General features: G+C 38.8%; 16 protein-coding genes and 1 pseudogene. 8 read left to right on the top strand and 9 right to left on the bottom strand.

The window, feature by feature from the left end:
* Positions 1-169: 169 nt before the first annotated feature.
* A complete protein-coding gene (locus tag AC5JMK_RS02085) occupies positions 170-592 on the bottom strand; it encodes a hypothetical protein (RefSeq protein ID WP_495909271.1) in 423 nt (140 codons plus the stop codon).
* Between the two features lie 75 nt (positions 593-667).
* Between AC5JMK_RS02085 and AC5JMK_RS02080 the strand changes: the two are divergent.
* Positions 668-928, top strand: a pseudogene (locus tag AC5JMK_RS02080) (DUF421 domain-containing protein); the annotation flags it as partial.
* Here AC5JMK_RS02080 and AC5JMK_RS02075 read toward each other — a convergent pair.
* Positions 899-2,182 carry an FGGY-family carbohydrate kinase gene (locus AC5JMK_RS02075; protein WP_096677977.1) on the bottom strand — a complete coding sequence of 428 codons (1,284 nt, stop codon included), beginning with the start codon at positions 2,180-2,182 and terminating at the stop codon, positions 899-901. The pseudogene AC5JMK_RS02080 and the gene AC5JMK_RS02075 overlap by 30 nt on opposite strands.
* 155 nt (positions 2,183-2,337) lie before the next feature.
* Between AC5JMK_RS02075 and psaM the strand changes: the two genes are divergently transcribed.
* Positions 2,338-2,427, top strand: coding sequence for a photosystem I reaction center subunit XII (psaM, locus tag AC5JMK_RS02070; protein ID WP_016861912.1), 90 nt, complete (start codon positions 2,338-2,340; stop codon positions 2,425-2,427).
* A gap of 416 nt (positions 2,428-2,843) precedes the next feature.
* Positions 2,844-3,254 (top strand): slr1601 family putative cell division protein, encoded by a 411-nt coding sequence (locus AC5JMK_RS02065; RefSeq protein WP_096677978.1) that lies wholly within the window; start codon positions 2,844-2,846, stop codon positions 3,252-3,254.
* A gap of 172 nt (positions 3,255-3,426) precedes the next feature.
* On the opposite strand, the gene AC5JMK_RS02060 is transcribed toward AC5JMK_RS02065, so the two are convergent.
* Positions 3,427-4,140: a tetratricopeptide repeat protein gene (locus tag AC5JMK_RS02060; RefSeq protein WP_096677979.1), complete on the bottom strand. Its 714-nt coding sequence runs from the start codon at positions 4,138-4,140 to the stop codon at positions 3,427-3,429.
* Positions 4,141-4,468: 328 nt separating this feature from the next.
* On the opposite strand from AC5JMK_RS02060, the gene AC5JMK_RS02055 reads away from it, so the two are divergent.
* Together AC5JMK_RS02055 and AC5JMK_RS02050 are read left to right on the top strand one after the other, a co-directional pair.
* Positions 4,469-4,933, top strand: a complete 465-nt coding sequence (locus AC5JMK_RS02055) for a hypothetical protein (RefSeq protein WP_096677980.1) — start codon at positions 4,469-4,471, stop codon at positions 4,931-4,933.
* A gap of 66 nt (positions 4,934-4,999) precedes the next feature.
* Positions 5,000-5,557 carry a glutathione S-transferase family protein gene (locus AC5JMK_RS02050; protein ID WP_096677981.1) on the top strand — a complete coding sequence of 186 codons (558 nt, stop codon included), beginning with the start codon at positions 5,000-5,002 and terminating at the stop codon, positions 5,555-5,557.
* A 115-nt stretch (positions 5,558-5,672) separates the two neighbouring features.
* Here the strand turns inward: AC5JMK_RS02050 and AC5JMK_RS02045 are convergent, their stop codons facing one another.
* Complete coding sequence (locus AC5JMK_RS02045; RefSeq protein ID WP_096677982.1) at positions 5,673-6,164, bottom strand: YajQ family cyclic di-GMP-binding protein; 492 nt, start codon at positions 6,162-6,164, stop codon at positions 5,673-5,675.
* A gap of 474 nt (positions 6,165-6,638) precedes the next feature.
* Between AC5JMK_RS02045 and AC5JMK_RS02040 the strand changes: the two genes are divergently transcribed.
* Positions 6,639-7,613: a radical SAM protein gene (locus AC5JMK_RS02040; RefSeq protein WP_096677983.1), complete on the top strand. Its 975-nt coding sequence runs from the start codon at positions 6,639-6,641 to the stop codon at positions 7,611-7,613.
* Positions 7,567-8,973: a glycosyltransferase family 2 protein gene (locus AC5JMK_RS02035; protein ID WP_096677984.1), complete on the top strand. Its 1,407-nt coding sequence runs from the start codon at positions 7,567-7,569 to the stop codon at positions 8,971-8,973. The genes AC5JMK_RS02040 and AC5JMK_RS02035 overlap by 47 nt, the downstream gene beginning before the upstream one ends.
* A gap of 351 nt (positions 8,974-9,324) precedes the next feature.
* On the opposite strand, the gene AC5JMK_RS02030 is transcribed toward AC5JMK_RS02035, so the two are convergent.
* The 5 genes from AC5JMK_RS02030 to AC5JMK_RS02010 all read right to left on the bottom strand — a co-directional run bounded on the left by AC5JMK_RS02030 (position 9,325) and on the right by AC5JMK_RS02010 (position 17,737).
* On the bottom strand, positions 9,325-10,956 hold the full coding sequence (locus AC5JMK_RS02030; RefSeq protein WP_096677985.1) for an alpha/beta hydrolase: 1,632 nt from the start codon (positions 10,954-10,956) through the stop codon (positions 9,325-9,327).
* Between the two features lie 146 nt (positions 10,957-11,102).
* Entirely contained in the window at positions 11,103-12,599 is a 1,497-nt protein-coding gene (locus AC5JMK_RS02025; protein WP_096677986.1) for an SLBB domain-containing protein, read from the bottom strand.
* Positions 12,600-12,972: 373 nt separating this feature from the next.
* Positions 12,973-13,947, bottom strand: a complete 975-nt coding sequence (locus tag AC5JMK_RS02020; protein WP_096677987.1) for an ABC transporter ATP-binding protein — start codon at positions 13,945-13,947, stop codon at positions 12,973-12,975.
* 590 nt (positions 13,948-14,537) lie between these two features.
* Positions 14,538-14,825, bottom strand: coding sequence for a Mo-dependent nitrogenase C-terminal domain-containing protein (locus AC5JMK_RS02015; RefSeq protein ID WP_096677988.1), 288 nt, complete (start codon positions 14,823-14,825; stop codon positions 14,538-14,540).
* Positions 14,826-15,409: 584 nt separating this feature from the next.
* Positions 15,410-17,737, bottom strand: coding sequence for a hypothetical protein (locus tag AC5JMK_RS02010; protein ID WP_096677989.1), 2,328 nt, complete (start codon positions 17,735-17,737; stop codon positions 15,410-15,412).
* A gap of 301 nt (positions 17,738-18,038) precedes the next feature.
* On the opposite strand from AC5JMK_RS02010, the gene AC5JMK_RS02005 reads away from it, so the two are divergent.
* Complete coding sequence (locus AC5JMK_RS02005; RefSeq protein ID WP_096677990.1) at positions 18,039-18,725, top strand: conjugal transfer protein TrbI; 687 nt, start codon at positions 18,039-18,041, stop codon at positions 18,723-18,725.
* The last annotated feature ends 208 nt before the right edge of the window (positions 18,726-18,933 follow it).

Here is an 18,933-nt window from a genome sequence, read left to right as displayed (position 1 = left end):
AATGGAAACTGTTCTCAAGCAAGCAGCGTCCTAACCAACATGGCTACGGCTATACGTTGTTTTCTTTCGACTGCATCTAAGCATGGTCTTAATCTCTTGGAAGTGATAGTTAATGCATTACAAGGTAATGTCTCTGTTTTCTTTTCCTCAAATCCTACTAGCTAGGCAGTTACGTTTTAAGTGAAATATCTTGAATGATTACCTCTTCATAGCCTTTGAACTGTGCATCAGATGGTAACTCACTCGATGGATAATCAAGAATGGATGTCCTGTCTACTTTTATACTCTGATTTTTGCTACTTTTCGTATGTTTTTTTGGAGTATATCTTTCTTTCTCGGATGAATGATTGCTGAACCCTTTCGGCTTATTGCTCTTTATCTCTGGTTTACCCTGTTCACCTTTAAGACGATTGTTTTCGTCCCGTAGTTTTTGGTTTTCTTGACGTAATTCTTTAATTTCTAATTGTTGCTGCTCTATGACGTTTAGCACAACAGTTAACGTATGCCGTAAGGATTCATCTGCAAACTTTGAGGGGTCGATGGTTTGCAACAATGCCTCTACTTCTTTTTCTGGAGATTGCTTTTGCGCCATGTCATATATTCTACGACGCTAGGTGCATCTATCTACTTTTTATTTTTTGCACTACCCCAATTTATTGAGCGGATAAGATTTCCCTCTTTTCAGCGCTTTTTAAATCCACCACCACTGCTGCTAGTAAAAAATGGTCACATTATTGAGCGCCACCTGAAACGGGAATTAATCACTGAACAGGAATTGATGAGCCAGTTACGTCAGCAAGGTGTAGAATCTCTTAAAGATGTCAAAAGAGCATTTATGGAAGCGGATGGTGGTATTAGTGTTATCCGCCAAGAATCTCAAACTAATTCTATAAGCACTTCATTTTCTCATTCCCCGCATCGCCAGTAAAGCTGTCCCATAGGCCGCCTCTGTATGCACAGAACGCAGCATTGGAACTTGTAAATATCGTCCTCTAATCGCTGTCCAAGTGTCATTTGCAGCACCACCACCAGCAGTATAAACACGAGTTAAATTATTCGCCCCTAATTTCTGCAATAACTCATATCCGTGTGCCTCGATTCGGGCAATACTTTCTAATAACCCATGTAGAAATTCCACTGGATGATCTGGACGTGGTTCTAATCGTGGCTGTAAATTAGGGTCATTAATCGGAAAGCGATCGCCTGGTTTTAGTAAGGGATAATAATCCAAAGTGCTTGCTTTATTGGCATCAATTTCTTGGCTAAGATTTTCTAATTCGGTGTTAGTGAAAAATTGCCGCAGCACAGCACCACCAGTATTAGAAGCGCCTCCAGTTAACCATAAATCCTGTTTTATCTCTCCTTTTTTTAAGGGGGGAAGTCGATGGCTATAGATACCATATCTGGAATCTTCTACGCGGGTACAGCTTAAAAGTTTTAGCACCAGTGTAGAACCAAGAGAAGTCACCGCTTCCCCTGGTAACTCTGCACCACTGGCGAGAAATGCTGCAATACTATCTGTCGTACCAGCACACACCAAGCAATCTTTGGGGAAATTGTACTTTGCAGCAATCTCTGGACGTAGTTCACCGATAGGACTACCAGGAGTTACTACTTTTGGTAGATGAATAGAAATTTGCAGTTTCTCTAACCATGGTGGATATTTCAAAGCTTCTACGTCGTAACCCAGTTTTAAAGCGTTATGGTAATCGCTAATACCCAATTGTCCATGCAACAGAAATGCTAGCCAATCTGCCTGATGCAGAAAATATGTAGCTTGCGCGAAAGAAGCTTGCTGTGACATCCACAGAAGTTTGGCAAGGCTTGAAGTTGCGCTTAAAACAGTATGATTTGGTGGTGCTGTACTCTTTAACCTATCGATAACCACAGCACCTCGTCCATCGTTGTACAACAAAGGTGCATCTACAGGATTACCGCTAGCATCGCCTAATAAGACAGTCGAAGAAGTGCCATTGATAGCGATCGCCTTCATTTCTCGTCGCCATTCCCCAGAAATTTGCCCTAGCAGGCTAAATAAAGCCGTCTGCCAAATATTTGCTAAATTAATGCTAGAGGACATCTCAAACGGGTAACTTACCTGTTGTTGCACAATCGCCAATTCATCAATCACCACACCCCGTGCGCCAGATGTCCCAAAATCAATACCCAGATAAAATCTCATATTTACATAAATTTTTTAGAAAAACTTGACTCTCAACTCTTGACCATTGACTAATTTGTTTCATCTTGTAACAACCTATTCCCCAATCTTGGCAAAACAAGGAAAAGTAGTAAACGAACTGATCAAATTTTGTTGAGATTAGGAGGTTTGAAACCATGACTGATACTCAAGTCTACATCGCTCTGGTTGTGGCACTGCTCCCAGGATTTCTGGCTTGGCGGTTAGCAACAGAACTTTACAAATAAACCGTTGACTTAACCAAAACAAGTCGGAATTGGCGATCGGCAATTCGGAATCATCATTTATTCCGAATTCCGTCCTCCTAATTCCGAATTGTTGTATAGTTTGCACAAGCAAAAGCCCTTATTGGGAATTTCAAATTCTCAATTCTCAATTCCAAATTCGGTTGACGTACTTTTAAATTCGATATAAAAGCCAATAAACCTGGCAATACGGGGTGCATTTGCTGAAAACTTACGGTTTAGTACCGTTTAGACTCAATGTGCAAATACGTACGTACACCAGGTTTATTTTTAACTAGCTGCACACGTGTAGCAATTTCCGAAAAATGAAGTAAGATGACAGCTAAATAAGGCCGTAAACAATTCTCCAGCCTTGTTTACGGAGCATCAATTTCATCAGCGAGGTTATTTTAAATACTATGAATGCGATTCAACCGTCCAGACCCCCGCTACAACCAACACCAAAACGCCGAGTTGTTCCTCGGCCAAAACGGCATCTGCGTCAACGTTCTTACCAAGTGATGGCGTTGGAGACAACGGCAAAAATCGGGGTGAATTTTGTGATTTCAGCAGCAGCAGTTTCTGCACTGATACAACTTTTACCATATCACTGGTCACGGCAAGTCAAGTTGCAAGAAATTCGGACGGAAGTTAGGCAATTGGAAGCAAGAGTAGACAGCTTAAATACAGAATTTAGCCGTAACTTCGATCCGCGCCAAGCTAAAAGCATTATGCAAGAGCAAGGATACCGATTTGACCCCAGCCAGCGTCAAATCATGCTTATTAAGCCGAAAGCGGTAGAAGTTGAACAAGTAGAATCTTCTCCTTAAGTGGAGTTGCGGTTATATTTTAGATCCTTTAGGTTTATTACTAATAACCTTCCTATAAATACCTGGTATATCAAAAAACAGTTAACAGCTAATAGTTAATAGCTAATTGTTCTACTTTGGGAGCTATCTAGTTATCATCTATTAGCTACTAGCTTTTCTGACCATTCACTGTTCACTGAATATTGGTTAACTCATTGAACCAGTTTTCAACTTGTATACGCAAGCGCCAACTAGAGATTTCCTCCTCGGTGTCACCGGAAGGTAGCAAAACTAAAGCACGACGATAATCAGCGATCGCACAATTCCAGTCGCCCCAGAGATGATAAGTTCTACCGCGCTCTGCGAAAACACGACTTTCTAGCTGATTAAACAGCAGCGCTACCTCAAAATTATCAATCGCCTCTTCATATTGTCCCAAGTCGCGCAAAGTAATGCCTCTATTCAACCATGCTCGGACATAACTAGGATTCAAGTCTAGCGCCTGATCATAGTCAGCGATCGCTGCTACTAATTCTCCACGAGCAGCATAGTAGTTAGCTCGATTATTATAAGCGCTAACCAATTTAGGATTGAGTTGCAAAGCCGTATTGTAATCGCAAAAAGCTTTTTGGCTTTCGCCACATTGAAAATAAATTAGTCCCCGGTTGTTGTAATCAATCGCATTTTGAGGGTGACGGTTGATCAATTGACTCAACAGCGCGATCGCTTCAGGATAGTCTCCTTGTTGGGCTGACTTCAAAGCACAAGAGCGTAGGTGGCCGTCACCAAAAGCAGATTTGCCGCTACCGTTATTTTCTCGCTGCTGAAGATTTTTGGTAGTTTTTAACACGTTTGTATATCTGTGATTTTGCTGTTCACCAGATGCTAAAAATGAGTGGCTGTTCATATCTTCCTGCCTGAGCTGCTGGCTCTGTGAATCAACTTATAATTTTTGCAGTACTTGTGGTTCTGCCCCTGTGTCACTTACTAAGGTGTCTATGAGTACATATAGAAGCACCATATATGAATATTACCCATTACTACACAATGAGTAACATCATATTTAAATTAAGCCTTGAGTTTAATACTAGATACTTCATGCTCAAGTTCAATTCCAGAAAACAGCAAATATCAATCCCGCAGGCTAGTCAAGTAGCAGGAGCAACAACTTGCTAGAATGCCAACAAACCATTCAGATTTTTTAATTGAATCTATAGTTTTGCAAACAAATCCTTATGCCAACACCAGTTTCTTACCCTAATGCTCCTGATCTCACAACCGAGGATTACATCGTCATTGGTTTAGCTACCTGCTTTATCAAAGAAGACGGAGAAGTTCATCAAGTCGAAGTCATAGAACCCATTCCTTCAGCTGCTTTAGAAGCCCTTGTCAAAGGAATTCCCACTTCCTACAAAGTTGCTTGTGCCACAACTTTGGGAAATGTTGTGGATGGTGATACACTGCAAAAGCCAACTAATTTTCCACAAACAGCTCAGTTTAGTGATGAATTTTTGCAGCGTACTATTGCAGCTGCTCGCACCTACAAGCGCAAGGAAAATGCAAAATCCTTGATTCCCATCGGCACTACTTACACAGATTTTCAATATTCTACCGAACGCAAACGCCTACTGAACGCTGCTCGAGTTGTCACCAAAGAAGACAACGTCAAACAGCACTCTCACACTCATAAGGTTCTTTGATGGGCGTTGACCATTGACCATTGACCATTTGACCAAAAATCAACTAACAACAATCAACAATCATCTATGCTTAAACTTTACGGTGGCGCTCGTAGTCGTGCTTCAATTGTTCAGTGGTATCTTGAGGAATTAGGACTTCCCTACGAATATGTCATGCTAGACATGCAAGCTGGAGAACATCGTCAACCAGAATTTTTAGCAATTAACCCAATGGGGAAAGTACCAGCAATTACTGATGGTGATTTGCAACTCTGGGAATCGGGGGCAATATTACTTTATCTGGATGAAAAGTATAGTAAAGTCCAACACTCTCCAGAAGAAAGGGCAAAAATTGCCCAGTGGATATTGTTTGGTAATTCCACCTTGGCTACAGGTATATTTGTAGAAGCCAATCGTGAGCGAGAAATGCCTCGTTTAATGGCTCCCCTTAATGACATTCTCCAACGTCAACTATTTTTATTAGGTGGTGGATTTACTGTTGCTGATGTTGCAGTAGGTTCTTTCCTAGCATATATTCCAATGATGCTCAAGCTAGATCTCAGTTCTTATCCAGGTATATTCACTTACATTAAACGGCTGTCTGAACGTCCTGCTTTTCAAGCAACTATCGGTTCTCGTAAATAAACATAATGTTTAGTTGGTTGTTGGTTGTTGATTGTTGTTGATGAATCTTCCTAATAACTAAAAATTAACAATTAACAACTAACAACTAACAACTAACAACTAACAACTAACCAATTTACCGATAATTTGTAAATTGTAAAGCTACAGGAAAGTCCTCTTGTTTTAAACGTTGAATGACGGTTTGCAATTCGTCTTTACTTTTAGCACTGACACGCACAGCATCACCTTGAATTGAGGCTTGTACCTTTTTAAATTCATCACGAATTAACTTAGAAATTTGCTTGGCAATTTCCTGACTGATGCCTTTTTTTAGTTTGATTTCTTGACGAACACGGTTTCCACTAGCTGATTCAACTTTACCAAAATCAAAGATTTTTTGAGAAAGATTACGCTTGGCAGCCTTTTCTCGCAAGATATTATGTACGGATTCTAATGTGAACTCGCTATCAGTGTTGATGATGATGCTTTGTTCACCCAACTCTATTGTAGTTTGAGTATCTTTGAGGTCGTAACGGCCTTTAATATCTCGTGCTGTTTGATCAACAGCATTAACCAACTCTTGTCTGTCAAAATCACTTACAGTATCAAAGGAATACGTAGAAGCCATAGGAACAATGTAATTCTAGATGGTTGGTGGTTTGTGGTTTGTGGTTTGTGGTTGGTAATTCTTTATCAATAATTCTTCCATAGACACACTTTACTCGGCTACCTACGGTAGATGCGTAGCGACTTGGGACAAGTAGCCACTCCCGTGTGTGTCTACCCACAGGGTACAACAAACAACAACCAATAGCCGTTTAGAGTATAGCCCTCTTCTGTCACTCTGGGGAGAGAAAAATACTATGGTTATCCTGAGACTCAGACATCATCAAGAATTGAGTGAGCTACGCTAACGCATCCCATCTTTGTCATTTAAATCCTCTTATTGAAAGAAAACTGTAAAAATAACGGTTTGAGATTATTATCATCTGCCGATTGACCAATGACAAATGACAAATAACTAAATACTTGTTGACTGTATGTAAACTACGTTTAAAGATGTCTTAAGGAAAACTTTAGTGGTTTAACACTATAAGATTTTATGGCTCCACTGGTTGCAAACTACTACTTAACTTACCGTTGTAATGCTAGATGTCACTTTTGTAACATTTGGGCATTAGAACCTGGAAAAGAAGCTAATTTTGAGACAATTAAGCATAATTTGAATGATTTACGCCGTCTGGGAGTCAAATATGTTGACTTTACAGGTGGTGAACCATTGCTGCGGCAAGATGTAGGTCAGATTTATACTGAGGCAAAGCACCTAGGATTTTATACCAGTATAACCACAAATACAATTTTGTATCCGCAGAAAGCAAAAGAAATTCAAGGGTTAGTAGACTTTTTGAATTTCTCTTTGGATGGAGCGGATGCAGAAACTCACGATCACTCACGTGGAGTGAAGATTTTTGACAACTTGGTCGAGTCGGTAAAAATTGCTAAGTCTTTGGGAGAATTCCCAGTCCTCAATCATACCGTCACTGCCCAAAACTACGAACGTATTGATGAAGTGGGTGAACTGGGTAAAAATTTGGGTGTGCGCGTCTGGCTAAATCCTGCTTTCACAGCCCATGAACACTACAACTCAAATAAAAATCCCACTCCTCAAATGGTGGCGGCAATCGAAGCTACTGCCAAGAAATATAAGAATGTCGGGTACAATAGGGCTGCATTGGCTTTTATTGAAGCTGGAGGCAATGACACTAAAAATCCTCGCTGTAAGGCGGTAGATGCAGTCATTGCAATTTCTCCTAACGACGAGCTGTTGCTACCTTGTTACCACTTTGCCCAAACTGGAGTTCCCATCCAGGGACGGCTGTACGAACTTTATCGTGAGTCAGAGGAGGTAGAAAGTTACCGCCAATCTCAAGGTAAGTTAAAAGTGTGTGAAGGTTGTACAGTTTGGTGTTATCTAATACCCAGCTTCTTTATGGGTGTTGACAAATACTGGTGGTTGAATCAAGTGACCTATGCCAGCGAATTTCTGGCCCGAAAACGATTCTTACAAAGAGCTTGATCCGCTCGACTCTTTACTTTCTGATTTATCAATGGAAGAGGAGTTAGAACAAGAGACATCACCTTGTGTGTCTCTTCCATCCCGGTTTCAAGCTCGCAGACGCAAAGCTGCTCTAGTTCTGACAATGATCTGGAGTGGCACGATCGCCTTGCATCTTGTTTCCTGGGGCTATTTGTTCGTACTAGGACTGACTACTATCATCGGACTTCATGTATTTGTGTTGGTGTTTGCTAGACCCCGCCATAGTCATGAAGGAATAGAGGGTGATTACCCCTATGTTTCGGTGTTAGTAGCTGCAAAAAACGAAGAAGCTGTGATTGGCAAACTCGTTAAAAACCTTTGCAATCTGGAATATCCAGAAGGAAAGTACGAAGTTTGGATTATTGATGATAATAGCAGCGATAGGACGCCGCAGTTTTTAGCAGAACTGGCTCACAAATACGAGCAATTAAGAATTCTGCAACGATCGCCAGGATCTAGTGGTGGCAAATCTGGAGCCTTGAATCAGGTTTTGCCACTGACTAAAGGTGAGGTTTTGGCGGTGTTTGATGCTGATGCTCAAGTATCACCAGACATCCTGCTACAAGTTGTACCCTTGTTTGAACGTCAAAAAGTGGGGGCGGTGCAAGTGCGAAAAGCGATCGCCAACGCTAAAGAAAACTTTTGGACAAAGGGACAAATGGCAGAAATGGCAGTAGATGCTTATTTACAACAAGGGCGGACTGTCATTGGTGGTTTGGGCGAACTACGAGGTAACGGTCAATTTGTCCGGCGAGAAGCATTGAAAAGCTGTGGCGGCTGGAATGAAGAGACAATCACTGATGATTTGGATCTAACATTTCGCCTCCATCTAGACAACTGGGATATAGAAAATGTCTTCAGCACCGCAGTCGAAGAAGAGGGTGTAACGAATGCGATCGCTCTTTGGCATCAGCGTAACCGTTGGGCGGAGGGTGGTTATCAACGCTATCTGGATTATTGGGATTTAATTCTCAAAAACCGCATGGGTAGTCGCAAAACTTGGGATATGCTGGTTTTCCTGCTCAGTCAGTATATTTTGCCCTCAGCAGCACTACCAGATTTATTGATGGCGATCGCTCGGCATCGTCCACCAATACTCAGCCCCATGACAGGCTTGACCATTACAATGTCTATGGCAGGTATGTTTGCTGGTCTGGCAAGGATCAGAAAACAAAAAGGGCTGAATTTGTCTAGTTATTTTGTGCTGCTACTTCAGACTTTGCGTGGTACTCTCTATATGCTTCACTGGTTAATAGTAATTAGTAGCACCACCGCTCGGATGTCTGTGCGTCCTAAGCGTTTGAAATGGGTGAAAACTGTACATACAGGAAATAAGTAAACTACCCAGAGATCACGCTTGGCGTAGGCGGCGGGTCTTCCTGATTCATTTTTCTATTTCATTTTTAATTCATTTTTAATTTGCCCAAAGCTCAAGATTGCTATGACTTTCTTGAGCAATTTGTTATGGATGAGTGTTCAAAGTCTGATCAGGAGTTTTTGGTACACCCTTACAAATTGCCAAAGGGGCAAGTGGCAGGAGAGTTTGAGGAGTTGACCCCCGATTTTTTAATTTACCACAGATGTGCAAATTGTTCTATCACTTACATGGGTACACATATATTGCTCATAAAGGCTAGGTTCTTTATTTGGCAGTTTAAGGCTTATTTAGTACATTTGCACCGAGAGAAGTTCAGTTTACCCAAGGTTTCAGATTTGCAGGTAATTCTGAAACAAGACTCAATTGCAGATCGGATGTGGAAAAAGATTGAGCATAAGCTGGTTTCAGAAACGGTTGATAAGTTTTGGCTTCTGGTGTCTGTTGTTTGATAAACGCTAGACTTACACCTTGTAGCAACTGACGTAAGGCTTTGGTTTGTTCACCCCGTCTTTCTTTGACAATAGTAGTAGTATCACTGGCCTGATAGGTAGGATCGCTAATACTCAAGTGCGTACCACCAACAGCACTGAGTAAATATTTCTCGCCTCCTAATAGGCTAAAGGGTGTAATTTGATGCTTGAGGGCGGGAGTGAGAGGATCTTCAGTTCCAGTTAAAATTAGAACTGGTTTTTTGACTCTAGATAATCCGTTTTTACCAAACAGATCACCAATCAGAGGATTAAGAGCGATCGCACTTTTAACCCTTTCATCTTTGAATTGAAGTTTTTGTTCTGGTAAAGAAGCTGCTGCACACTGTAACCAATCACCAGGAGCTTGACCAATACCTAAAGAATTTTTACAGAATTGCCGCAGTTGTTGCAAGTCAACCTCTGCTCCTAGTAAAGCTAAGGCAGTATAACCACCTAAAGAATGGCCAATCACAGTAACTTGATTTGTATTGAGTTTTCCTTGTAGTTGTCCTGGCTGGTTATCTAGTTTTGTTAGTTCGTTGAGTGCAAAGCTGATATCCTTGGGTCGGTCAATAAATTCAGTTGCAGGTAATAATCTCTTGAGATTGGCTTGATTTGAAGCTCTATTAATAGCAGTAACGTTGCTACCTGGATGTTCAATTGCAGCGACAGTAATCCCATAGGAAGCAAGATGATGAGCTAAGTACCTCAAAAATTGACGATTTGCTCCAAATCCGTGAGAAATCACAACCATTGGATTTTGAGTATTGCCATGACTCCAATAAATATCTACGGGTATACTACGATTCCGTTGTCGATCTTGGAGAGTGAATGTCTGTTGCTGGACTGTTTGCTTACCAGGAGCCGCAGGATTAAACTTAGTTGGGGAAGCTGTGCTATTTTTAGCAGTTAACTCCCGTGATAACACGGCTCCAAAAAGTTGACTTTGCCAGTAGTTTGGGTTTAATTCCAACGCCACAGAAATTGCTTGAGAGGCGTCTACTGTGACATTTTGTTGTGGATATGCTCGTAAAAAACCTAATGCACTCAAACCATTAACTTGCCGTAGTGCTAGATTGAGGGTTGCTTGGAGACTTTCAGCAGTACTACCTGGTATGATTGCTGACAAAGATGAGATAAATTGTTTTCCTGCTGGGTTTTGCTTTAATTCTGCAACGAATTTGTCAGCAAAAGCTGGATTTATTTCTAAACGTTTTGTCAGTAATTCTCTAATTTGAGGTGTGAGTATTGATGAAAATATTTGCAGATTGTCTGGTAGATTTCCAGTTTTGGCAAATTTTTCTAAATCCGCGATCGCTACTGACTGTTGAAATGGCCCCAAGCGAATAGTAACTGTTTCTGCTGCAAAAGTTGCAGGGATTGCTGTACCCCAACTCAAAGCCAGAGTCAGGGTACAAAGTAACGAATGTTTCCAGGATTTATGACTTTGCTGTCTGCCAAGCTGAAATTGCATACTAGCCACTATTTATCAGTTATCAGTTATCAGTTACCAGGTATATGGTAAGCAATTTGAACTTGTCACCACAACTTTCGAGCGATTGATCTGGGACTTAAACTCAGTAATGAAACTGATAACTGTTTACTGTTAACTGATAACTGTTAAAATCCGGTGAATATGGATCTGATAATACCCAAGACAGTACCTATAGGATTGAAGATAGAGCCTACAGTATCACCAGTTTTAGCTGCACCAGAACGGTAAACGACCACAACATCATTATTGCGAAGTATGGGGTTGGTTTTCTCGTTAATTCCTGCGGAGAAATCCATTTTAACTTTGCGCTTGGTGACAGAACCGTCAGGATTGAGACGAATCAAATCCACAGTCCCACTGCTGGCTCTAGCACCATCAAAACCACCTGCTGCGAGTATAGCTTGATTCAATGAGCTATTAGGCAGAACTTCAACTCTTCCTGGATTTTTGACTTCTCCTACCACACCCACTTGCATACGTGCTGGAGAGAGAGTGGTGTTTGCTAGTTGCGTAGCTTCTGCTGGGTTTACTTCGGTGGCAGTGGGGATGACAATTGTATCACCATCTTGGACAACAATGTCTTGATTAATATCACCGCCTTGCAGTAATTGCCAGAAATTGACACTAATTTGTTGTTCTGTACCAGTTCTTGTTGGTCGGCGAATAATGACATTGCGAACATTTGCTTGGGGTGTGATACCACCAGCAAGTTGAATTGCTCGTGACACAGTTGGTTGACCAGAAATAGCCGGCGCACCAGTTCCTGTTGTTGTTCCAGCCCCTGCACCCTCAGCCTGTCCTTGAGTGACAAGATAGGTTCCTGGACGGTTTACTTCACCAGTTACTGCTACTGAGCGGGGTTTGGTGATATCAGCAGCAAAGCTAGCAGCCGATAAGTTACGCGCATCTGCCAAATTTAAGGTACTTGCTGTTGGCACAAAAACGGTGTCGCCATCCCGCAGAGTCACATCTTGGGGTAAAGCACCTGTTTGGATGTATTTCTGTAAATCAAGGGTAATAACTTGCTCTGGACCGTATCCTAACTTGCGTCGTAATTGTACTTTGGTGACGTCTGCGGCTTGAGTTACGCCTTGAGCTGTTGTCAGTGCTGACATCACAGTTGGGTATTGTACCCCAGGATCTTGACCCGCACCTCCTGCTAAACTGAGACTGTAAGCCCCTGGGCGTGACACTTCTCCAGCGACAGTCACATTAATGGGACGAGGCGATAACAAATTAACTGAAATTATCGGACGCTTCAAATAAGTTTTATAAGCACATTCAATAACGTTAGCAGACTGCTCTGTTGATAAACCCTGAACAGGTACAGTGCCAATTAGAGCTAAATTGATTGCTCCACCGGGAGGAATGGTGTACTCACCAGTGTATTCTTCAACTTCAAAGACATTGACACGGATGCGATCGCCTCCTCCTAATGTATACCCTGAGTACGAAGCTTGTGTATTTCTACTGTCAGCTAACTCCTGGTCTAGGCACTGTTTCACAGTCGGTGTCTGTGTCTGAGCCATAACCGCAGGTAACAAATTTGTCAGTGCTAGGGTGAAAAACAGCAACCCTGCTACTGGCTGACTAAAAATTTTCCACAAACTTGTGTTAAGCATATTTACCTGAAATACCATGAGTAAAGCACTGTCTTATCAGTTTATCGTTGACTATACTTAAATATTCGGGTTCCCCAATAATATTATTTTCCGAAAAAACCCTATTCTTCAGAAAAGAGATCGTATTTAGAATTTGAATTTTTAATGAAGCTAATTTCAATTAGCATTTTGATATACTTTATTGTCATAAAAATAATTGTGGCAATAATTACAATCAATTTAGTTAACAGTTAGTTGTATTTTTGCATAATATAATGACCAAACTTAATGATTTTTGATATTTTAACGATAATTATTTAATAGTACAAGCCCCCAAATTTTATAATTGGAGCTAATCCAAAATCCCAAATCGGATAAACCTTGACTTTATAACCTATATTTTATACTTTTGAATTTGTTGCATGAAAAACTCTTCTAAAGATAGACGAGACAAATTCATACCGATTATTTGACCACCCATTAAATTTAAACTTGCAAAGAAATCATAGGCGTCACCTTGTAATTCACCTTGCCAATAACCATGAGAGATAAATTCTAGATTAGGAATCCATTTTTGCAGAATTTCCCAATCGCCACCTTGACCTTTAACATGATATGTATTGTATGTTCCCAAGAGTTCATTGAGGGAACCAGAACAAATTAATTCACCTTGAGCAAGAATGGCAATGCGATCGCAAATTTGTTCTACTTCACTTAAAATATGACTATTGAAAAAAATGGTTTTGCCTGCGGTTTTGAGTGATAAGATAGCTTCTCGCATTTGCAAGCGTCCCACCGGATCTAATCCAGACATCGGTTCGTCTAAAAACACCACTTCTGGATCATTAATTAATGCTTGTGCCATACCTACACGCTGAAGCATACCTTTAGAGTAGCGACGCATTTGCTTGTTGCGAGCATCAGCTTGCGATAAACCCACTAATTCTAGCAATTGGGGAATGCGTTGACGTTGTACCTTTGCAGGAATTTGAAATAACCCAGCTGCTAGCTGTATAAATTCCCAACCAGTAAGATAATCGTAAAAATAGGGATTTTCTGGTAAGTAACCAATACGTTCTTTGACTGTGCGATCGCCTAATGGTTTACCTAAAAGCAATCCCCGTCCAGAGGTGGGACGAATAATACTTAGTAATAATTTCAACAAAGTGGTTTTACCAGCACCATTTTGTCCTAGTAACCCAAATGTTTCTCCTTTGTAAACACTCAAAGAACAGCTTTTAAGGGATATGTTTTTTTGATTTAAAAAGAAGCCAGTACGGTAAACCTTTCGCAACTCAGAAGTGAGAACCACTGGCGACTGTTCTTGTGTATGTGCTTGAAAATTAGTAGTATCTGCAATGGGCTTCATTTCGGTTAGATGGTGCTAAAAGTTACACTAAAATAACTACCATTCTAAAACATCCAGTTGCAAAAGAACCATATTATAACTATCTAATACTTGGTTGGCTTTTATTCGCTAATTCCAGACACTCACAATATCACCCAGCGAAAACCTAGCTTAAAGTAGATTGAAAAGCTTATTCAATGAGTTTACTAAAAGTAGAATATTAAGCCCGCAACTAAAGTGCGGGCTTGCTTGCGGGGGAGTCAATAGCATAGTCTGATAAAATTTATCTAACTGATGTTACTATGCAAAATACAAATTAAGCAAATATTTATCAATTCGGCGTAGAACTCGTATGAAGCGATCGCGATGGAAATTTTTATGAATTTGCAGCTATTTTGCTAATATCAATACCAAACCAATCAACTCTTTATTTTATCCAGAGGTTTTGTCTAAACTAATTTAGCTTTTATTACTGACAAAAACCTCTAGAATCTGATGACAAGGTGATGAACATATATATATACATTGTCAAAGCTAATAGTGAAGAATATCAATTAAATTAACTACATTGCTATAAAATTCAGTCTGTCATTACACTTAAACATAAATTTTTAGCAATAGGCTGTAATATCTTCACCACAATCATCTGCTAAATAGCAAAGTGCTTTGAAACGTAAACCGACAACTTCTTCATAAAGAGGATTGAGTTTACACATTGGCGGAATATGGAAAAGCTTCCGACCAAATACTACAACATCACGTTCAAAAGGACATTGTGCAGGAATAAGTTTACACAGAAAATGAGCTAATTTAGGGCTGTGAACATCGATAGATTCTAACCATTCACGTACAGGAGAGAGTACGTTGTTTCTTCTTTGGATTTGAGTAAAGCTAGTCATGATTTTTTCCTTTAAGTTTAGAACTTCTATATCGTTTAAGTTTGGGGTTTGAACCTTTTCCTATATATATATACAGTTGGGTTCTTGAGTTTTATGCAAAATTCTTGCAAGTTTATTTTTTGATTTGAGATATCGCTTTTTGTGTATATCTCGTCTTTAGGAACACACATAACTACAAACTCTAATGGCAGGCTTCCGGATAAATTCACGCATTGATTAAAAATTTGCGCTACACTGAGTAAACTTCCTCTCCTCACCTACCTATATTGTCTAAATCTAGACTGCGATCGCCTTCATCCAACCGAGTCACCCAATCGGGTGATTTCATTGAATGAGTAAAACCACACTACCTTGGTGTGGAGAGAATACTGCAAGGGATAGGATTTTTCGTCATAATTTTGGGGTTGTACCAGACGCGTAGCAAGATCCCGCAGGGTAATTTCGCGTCTATACAAAGAAAGCGTATTGGAATTAAATAACTCAACAGTTACTCTAGATATGAATACACCTGGAGAATATGTCAAAGAAGTAGAGTATATTATTCAATAGTCAATAGTAATTCAAATTATTGATCAATCGAAGTATTATTCAGATGCTGAAATTGTCAATTTTTGAAAATTAATAGCCATTGGTCGTTCATCTTGAGTTGCAAATTTAGTATTATTTTTATTCCAGTCTTTGTATGTAAAAATAATCTGATTCCATCCTTGAATTCCTTGAAAAGTAATATTTTTCTCAACACTATCATTTTCTTTCAAATTATTCATTGTATCTACTATTATTCCGTTAATCTCTAGGTTGATATTTTGAATAACAATAGGATTGATGAATTTGAAGTTGAAATTTAAGATTTGAGACTTAGCTAAGTTAAATTTTAATGACGTTTCTGGTCCCAAAGCCCAGCGCCAACTATTAAGCTGATTATCTGTCTCAATATAACTTAATCCCTTAATCGTCAAACCATAAGGTAAATTATTTTTTATTAAATTAGAATCGGATAAATCTAGAAATGGCTCATACTTCAGTTCAATACCTAAAGCCAAGTTCACTTGATTGAATATATCAGGAGATTTAGGAATAAATTTTACTTTACCTGCACCAGGTACTATTGTTTCTAAAACTGGATTACCAAAACGTTTATAAAATTCTTGAACACAATTTTCTGGCAATAAGTCTACATATAAATTAATACCAGCAAAATCATTTAATTTAAAAAAATATGTAAAAAAAGACCACTCGTTTGGTATAAAACAACGTGTTTGATGAGTTGCTTTCATGATATCTGGGCTATTAGGTGAAAATAATTTATCCCAGCCAGCCTGAATATATGCTTCAATTTGAGATGGATGTAAACGACCAAAATACTGTCCTATTACTTTCTTTGTATGAAATCTTCTTAAAGCAAAATTGCCAGAGGTTAGTTTATAGTATGGACATAAATTTTCTGCGCCGACTCCATTACCTCCCACCACACAAAAAGGCCAATCTAAAATAGCTTCTCCTGGTTGCTGTTTGAGATAATCCATGTAAGTAAAAAAGCTTTTTTTAAATGAAAATTTTGTATCTACTAAATAATTATTATAAGAAAGTTTAATCTTATAAGCAGTATACAATTCTATACAACCTAAAAAGATAATTAATACTATAAAAATTGATAAATACTGCTTTTTAAGTAAACGTACTTTCTTGAAATTAATTCCTAGTGCAAAAAGACAAAGTATCACCGGATAAATAGAAGTTACTGGTTTACGATTAAAGGCAAACCAAGGAAATATATTAAGAGTTGGGAAATTTGTTGGATGATAGAAAACAAATAAAAAGAAGATAATAATTAGTGGAATATAAATAGCTATTTGCTTGCGTGTTTTCCATATACCTAAAATAGCAAGTATGAGTAAAAACCACCCAGGACTACCTGCACCGATATTTTCTGGAAGATCATTAAATAATTCTTTAAAGACAGGTTGTGCTGGGTTAAATTCAGGTAAGAAAGGAATAAATAATCTCAAGGGATGAATCCATAAACCAGAGTTAGCCACATTTGTAAAGTCAAATCTCTTAGCTGACTTGAAAATCTGCCAAATCAAAGGTATGTAAATGTAGCAAGCGAGGAGACTTAGGTTAATGAGAACAAAAGATATCCAAGAGTTAGTGTATAGTTCATGACGATATAAATTTAGAACATTAAAAAGATGCTTTAAACGAAATGTTCCTTTGAAATATCTGTAGCCAAACAACAAAATTATAAACAATGCAGAAATCGTAAAAGATGTTAGAGCAAAACCAGCTATATATCCAATGTCCTGACCTAAAGAGAGAAAAAGTAGGCAAAATCTTACTAAAATCAGTCTTAGAGATATATAGTGGCCTAAAACAAGTTTTTTAACTATGAGGAAATCAATAATAAAACTTAAAGTAGTCCAATGAAGAACTGCCTTGCTGATATGAACTGGATACTCCATGATTGCATAAAAATTACAAAAAGTTACTAAGTATCCAAATCCCATAGCACGACCATAACCATAATCTTTAAAAAGCAATATAAAACTGCCAAAAGCTGTCAATGCAATGGTAATTAAATAATAAATTTTTAACCAAGAACCACTACCAAAAAGCGAGTAAAAAGTAGCATAAAAAATATCTCTTTCTAAAGCCCAAGGTTGAAACACACTAGTTGTTCCATAGGGATAAAAGACATAATTATTATTTAGATTGAGTGTTGGCAAAGGTGAGAAGCTTAGATTTTCTTTTAGGTAAAATCCTATATATTCCCAAATGTCTATATCACTACCGCCTGCGAGTGGTTCTGTAAGATTTTTTATGAAAAGAAAACAAAAAGCAGAAAAGGAAAATAGAAATATAATGATTGAGATGATTATGAATTTCAAGCTAGGAGATACAGCTTTATTCATAAGTAAGCTTGTAGAAAATAACTAATTAATGAGCAAATATAAGCTTAACTTACTAAATTAAGGAATATTCAGGAACAAAATAATATGATTTTGCATCATAGATACCATAAGGTATTAATCATCACCATTACTTCAATTAATTGAACTCTATAAAATGATACAGAATACAATTAGAGAAAAGAACTTCCAGCGCATAATTTCACCCATTGGTCTAGACCAATAGACAGGTTGAACACAACTTAGAAACAATATTCAGTAATATCACGTCATTACAATTCATTAAGACAAAGAAGGAATACATATGAATAGGTTACTTAATTGGAAATCTGGAACAACAGCATTTATGGCAATGGTAATGTCAACAAGCGCCACAGTACCTTTGTTTACTACTGCTGCAACCGCACAACAACCAGCCATTTTCACTAGACCAACTCAACCAATTAGTCAATCAAGAACAGTTTCAATTCCTCCAGGAGTGACAATTCCTGTCACTTTCGAGAAGGATAAAATTATTGTCACTCCTGATGAAACAACATCTGTAAGCTTGGAAGTTGCACAGAACGTTGTAGACGGAAATCGAACTGTTCTAATACCTGCGGGAACGAAAATTGAAGGACAATTGCAACCTAGAACTATCAATAATGTAAAAGGTTCTCAGTTTGTCGCCCAAGAATTAGTTTTTAGTGATGGTAGAAGACAGTCTATTGATGCAACTTCTCGTGTAGTTACCAGAAAAGAAACCATCAAAAAAGGAGCTAAAACTGGTACGATACTAACAGATGCAGCTATCGGCGCAGGTGCTGCTACTGTGATTTCTCTGCTTACAGGTAATCAAAAAATTGAAGTTCTAGAACCTGTAGCTGGTGGTGCTGCTGGTGCTTTAGCAAGTGTTTTACTACGGAAAAGAGAAGTAGAAGTTGTTGTTATTAACCCACAACAAGATTTAGATGTTACTCTCAACTCTAATTTGGTTGTATCACGCTTCTAAAATGAACAAGATTTAAATTGTGACTTTCATCCTTCTAAAAACATATGACCCTAATTTGAGGGGTTTCCTAGGTGGGAACCCCTCTGTTATTGATAAATAATAAGCCTCTGCATTCATGTAACCCACATTCCACACTTCAAAATGTCATACATTAATAAGCTGTTATGCATTTAAATTGTGATGACAGCGTCGCCTTTATTTTTGAGTT

Source organism: Pelatocladus sp. (assembly GCF_059505505.1).
Note: the sequence above shows the minus strand (reverse complement) of the source record. Positions and strands in the feature narration are given on the sequence as shown.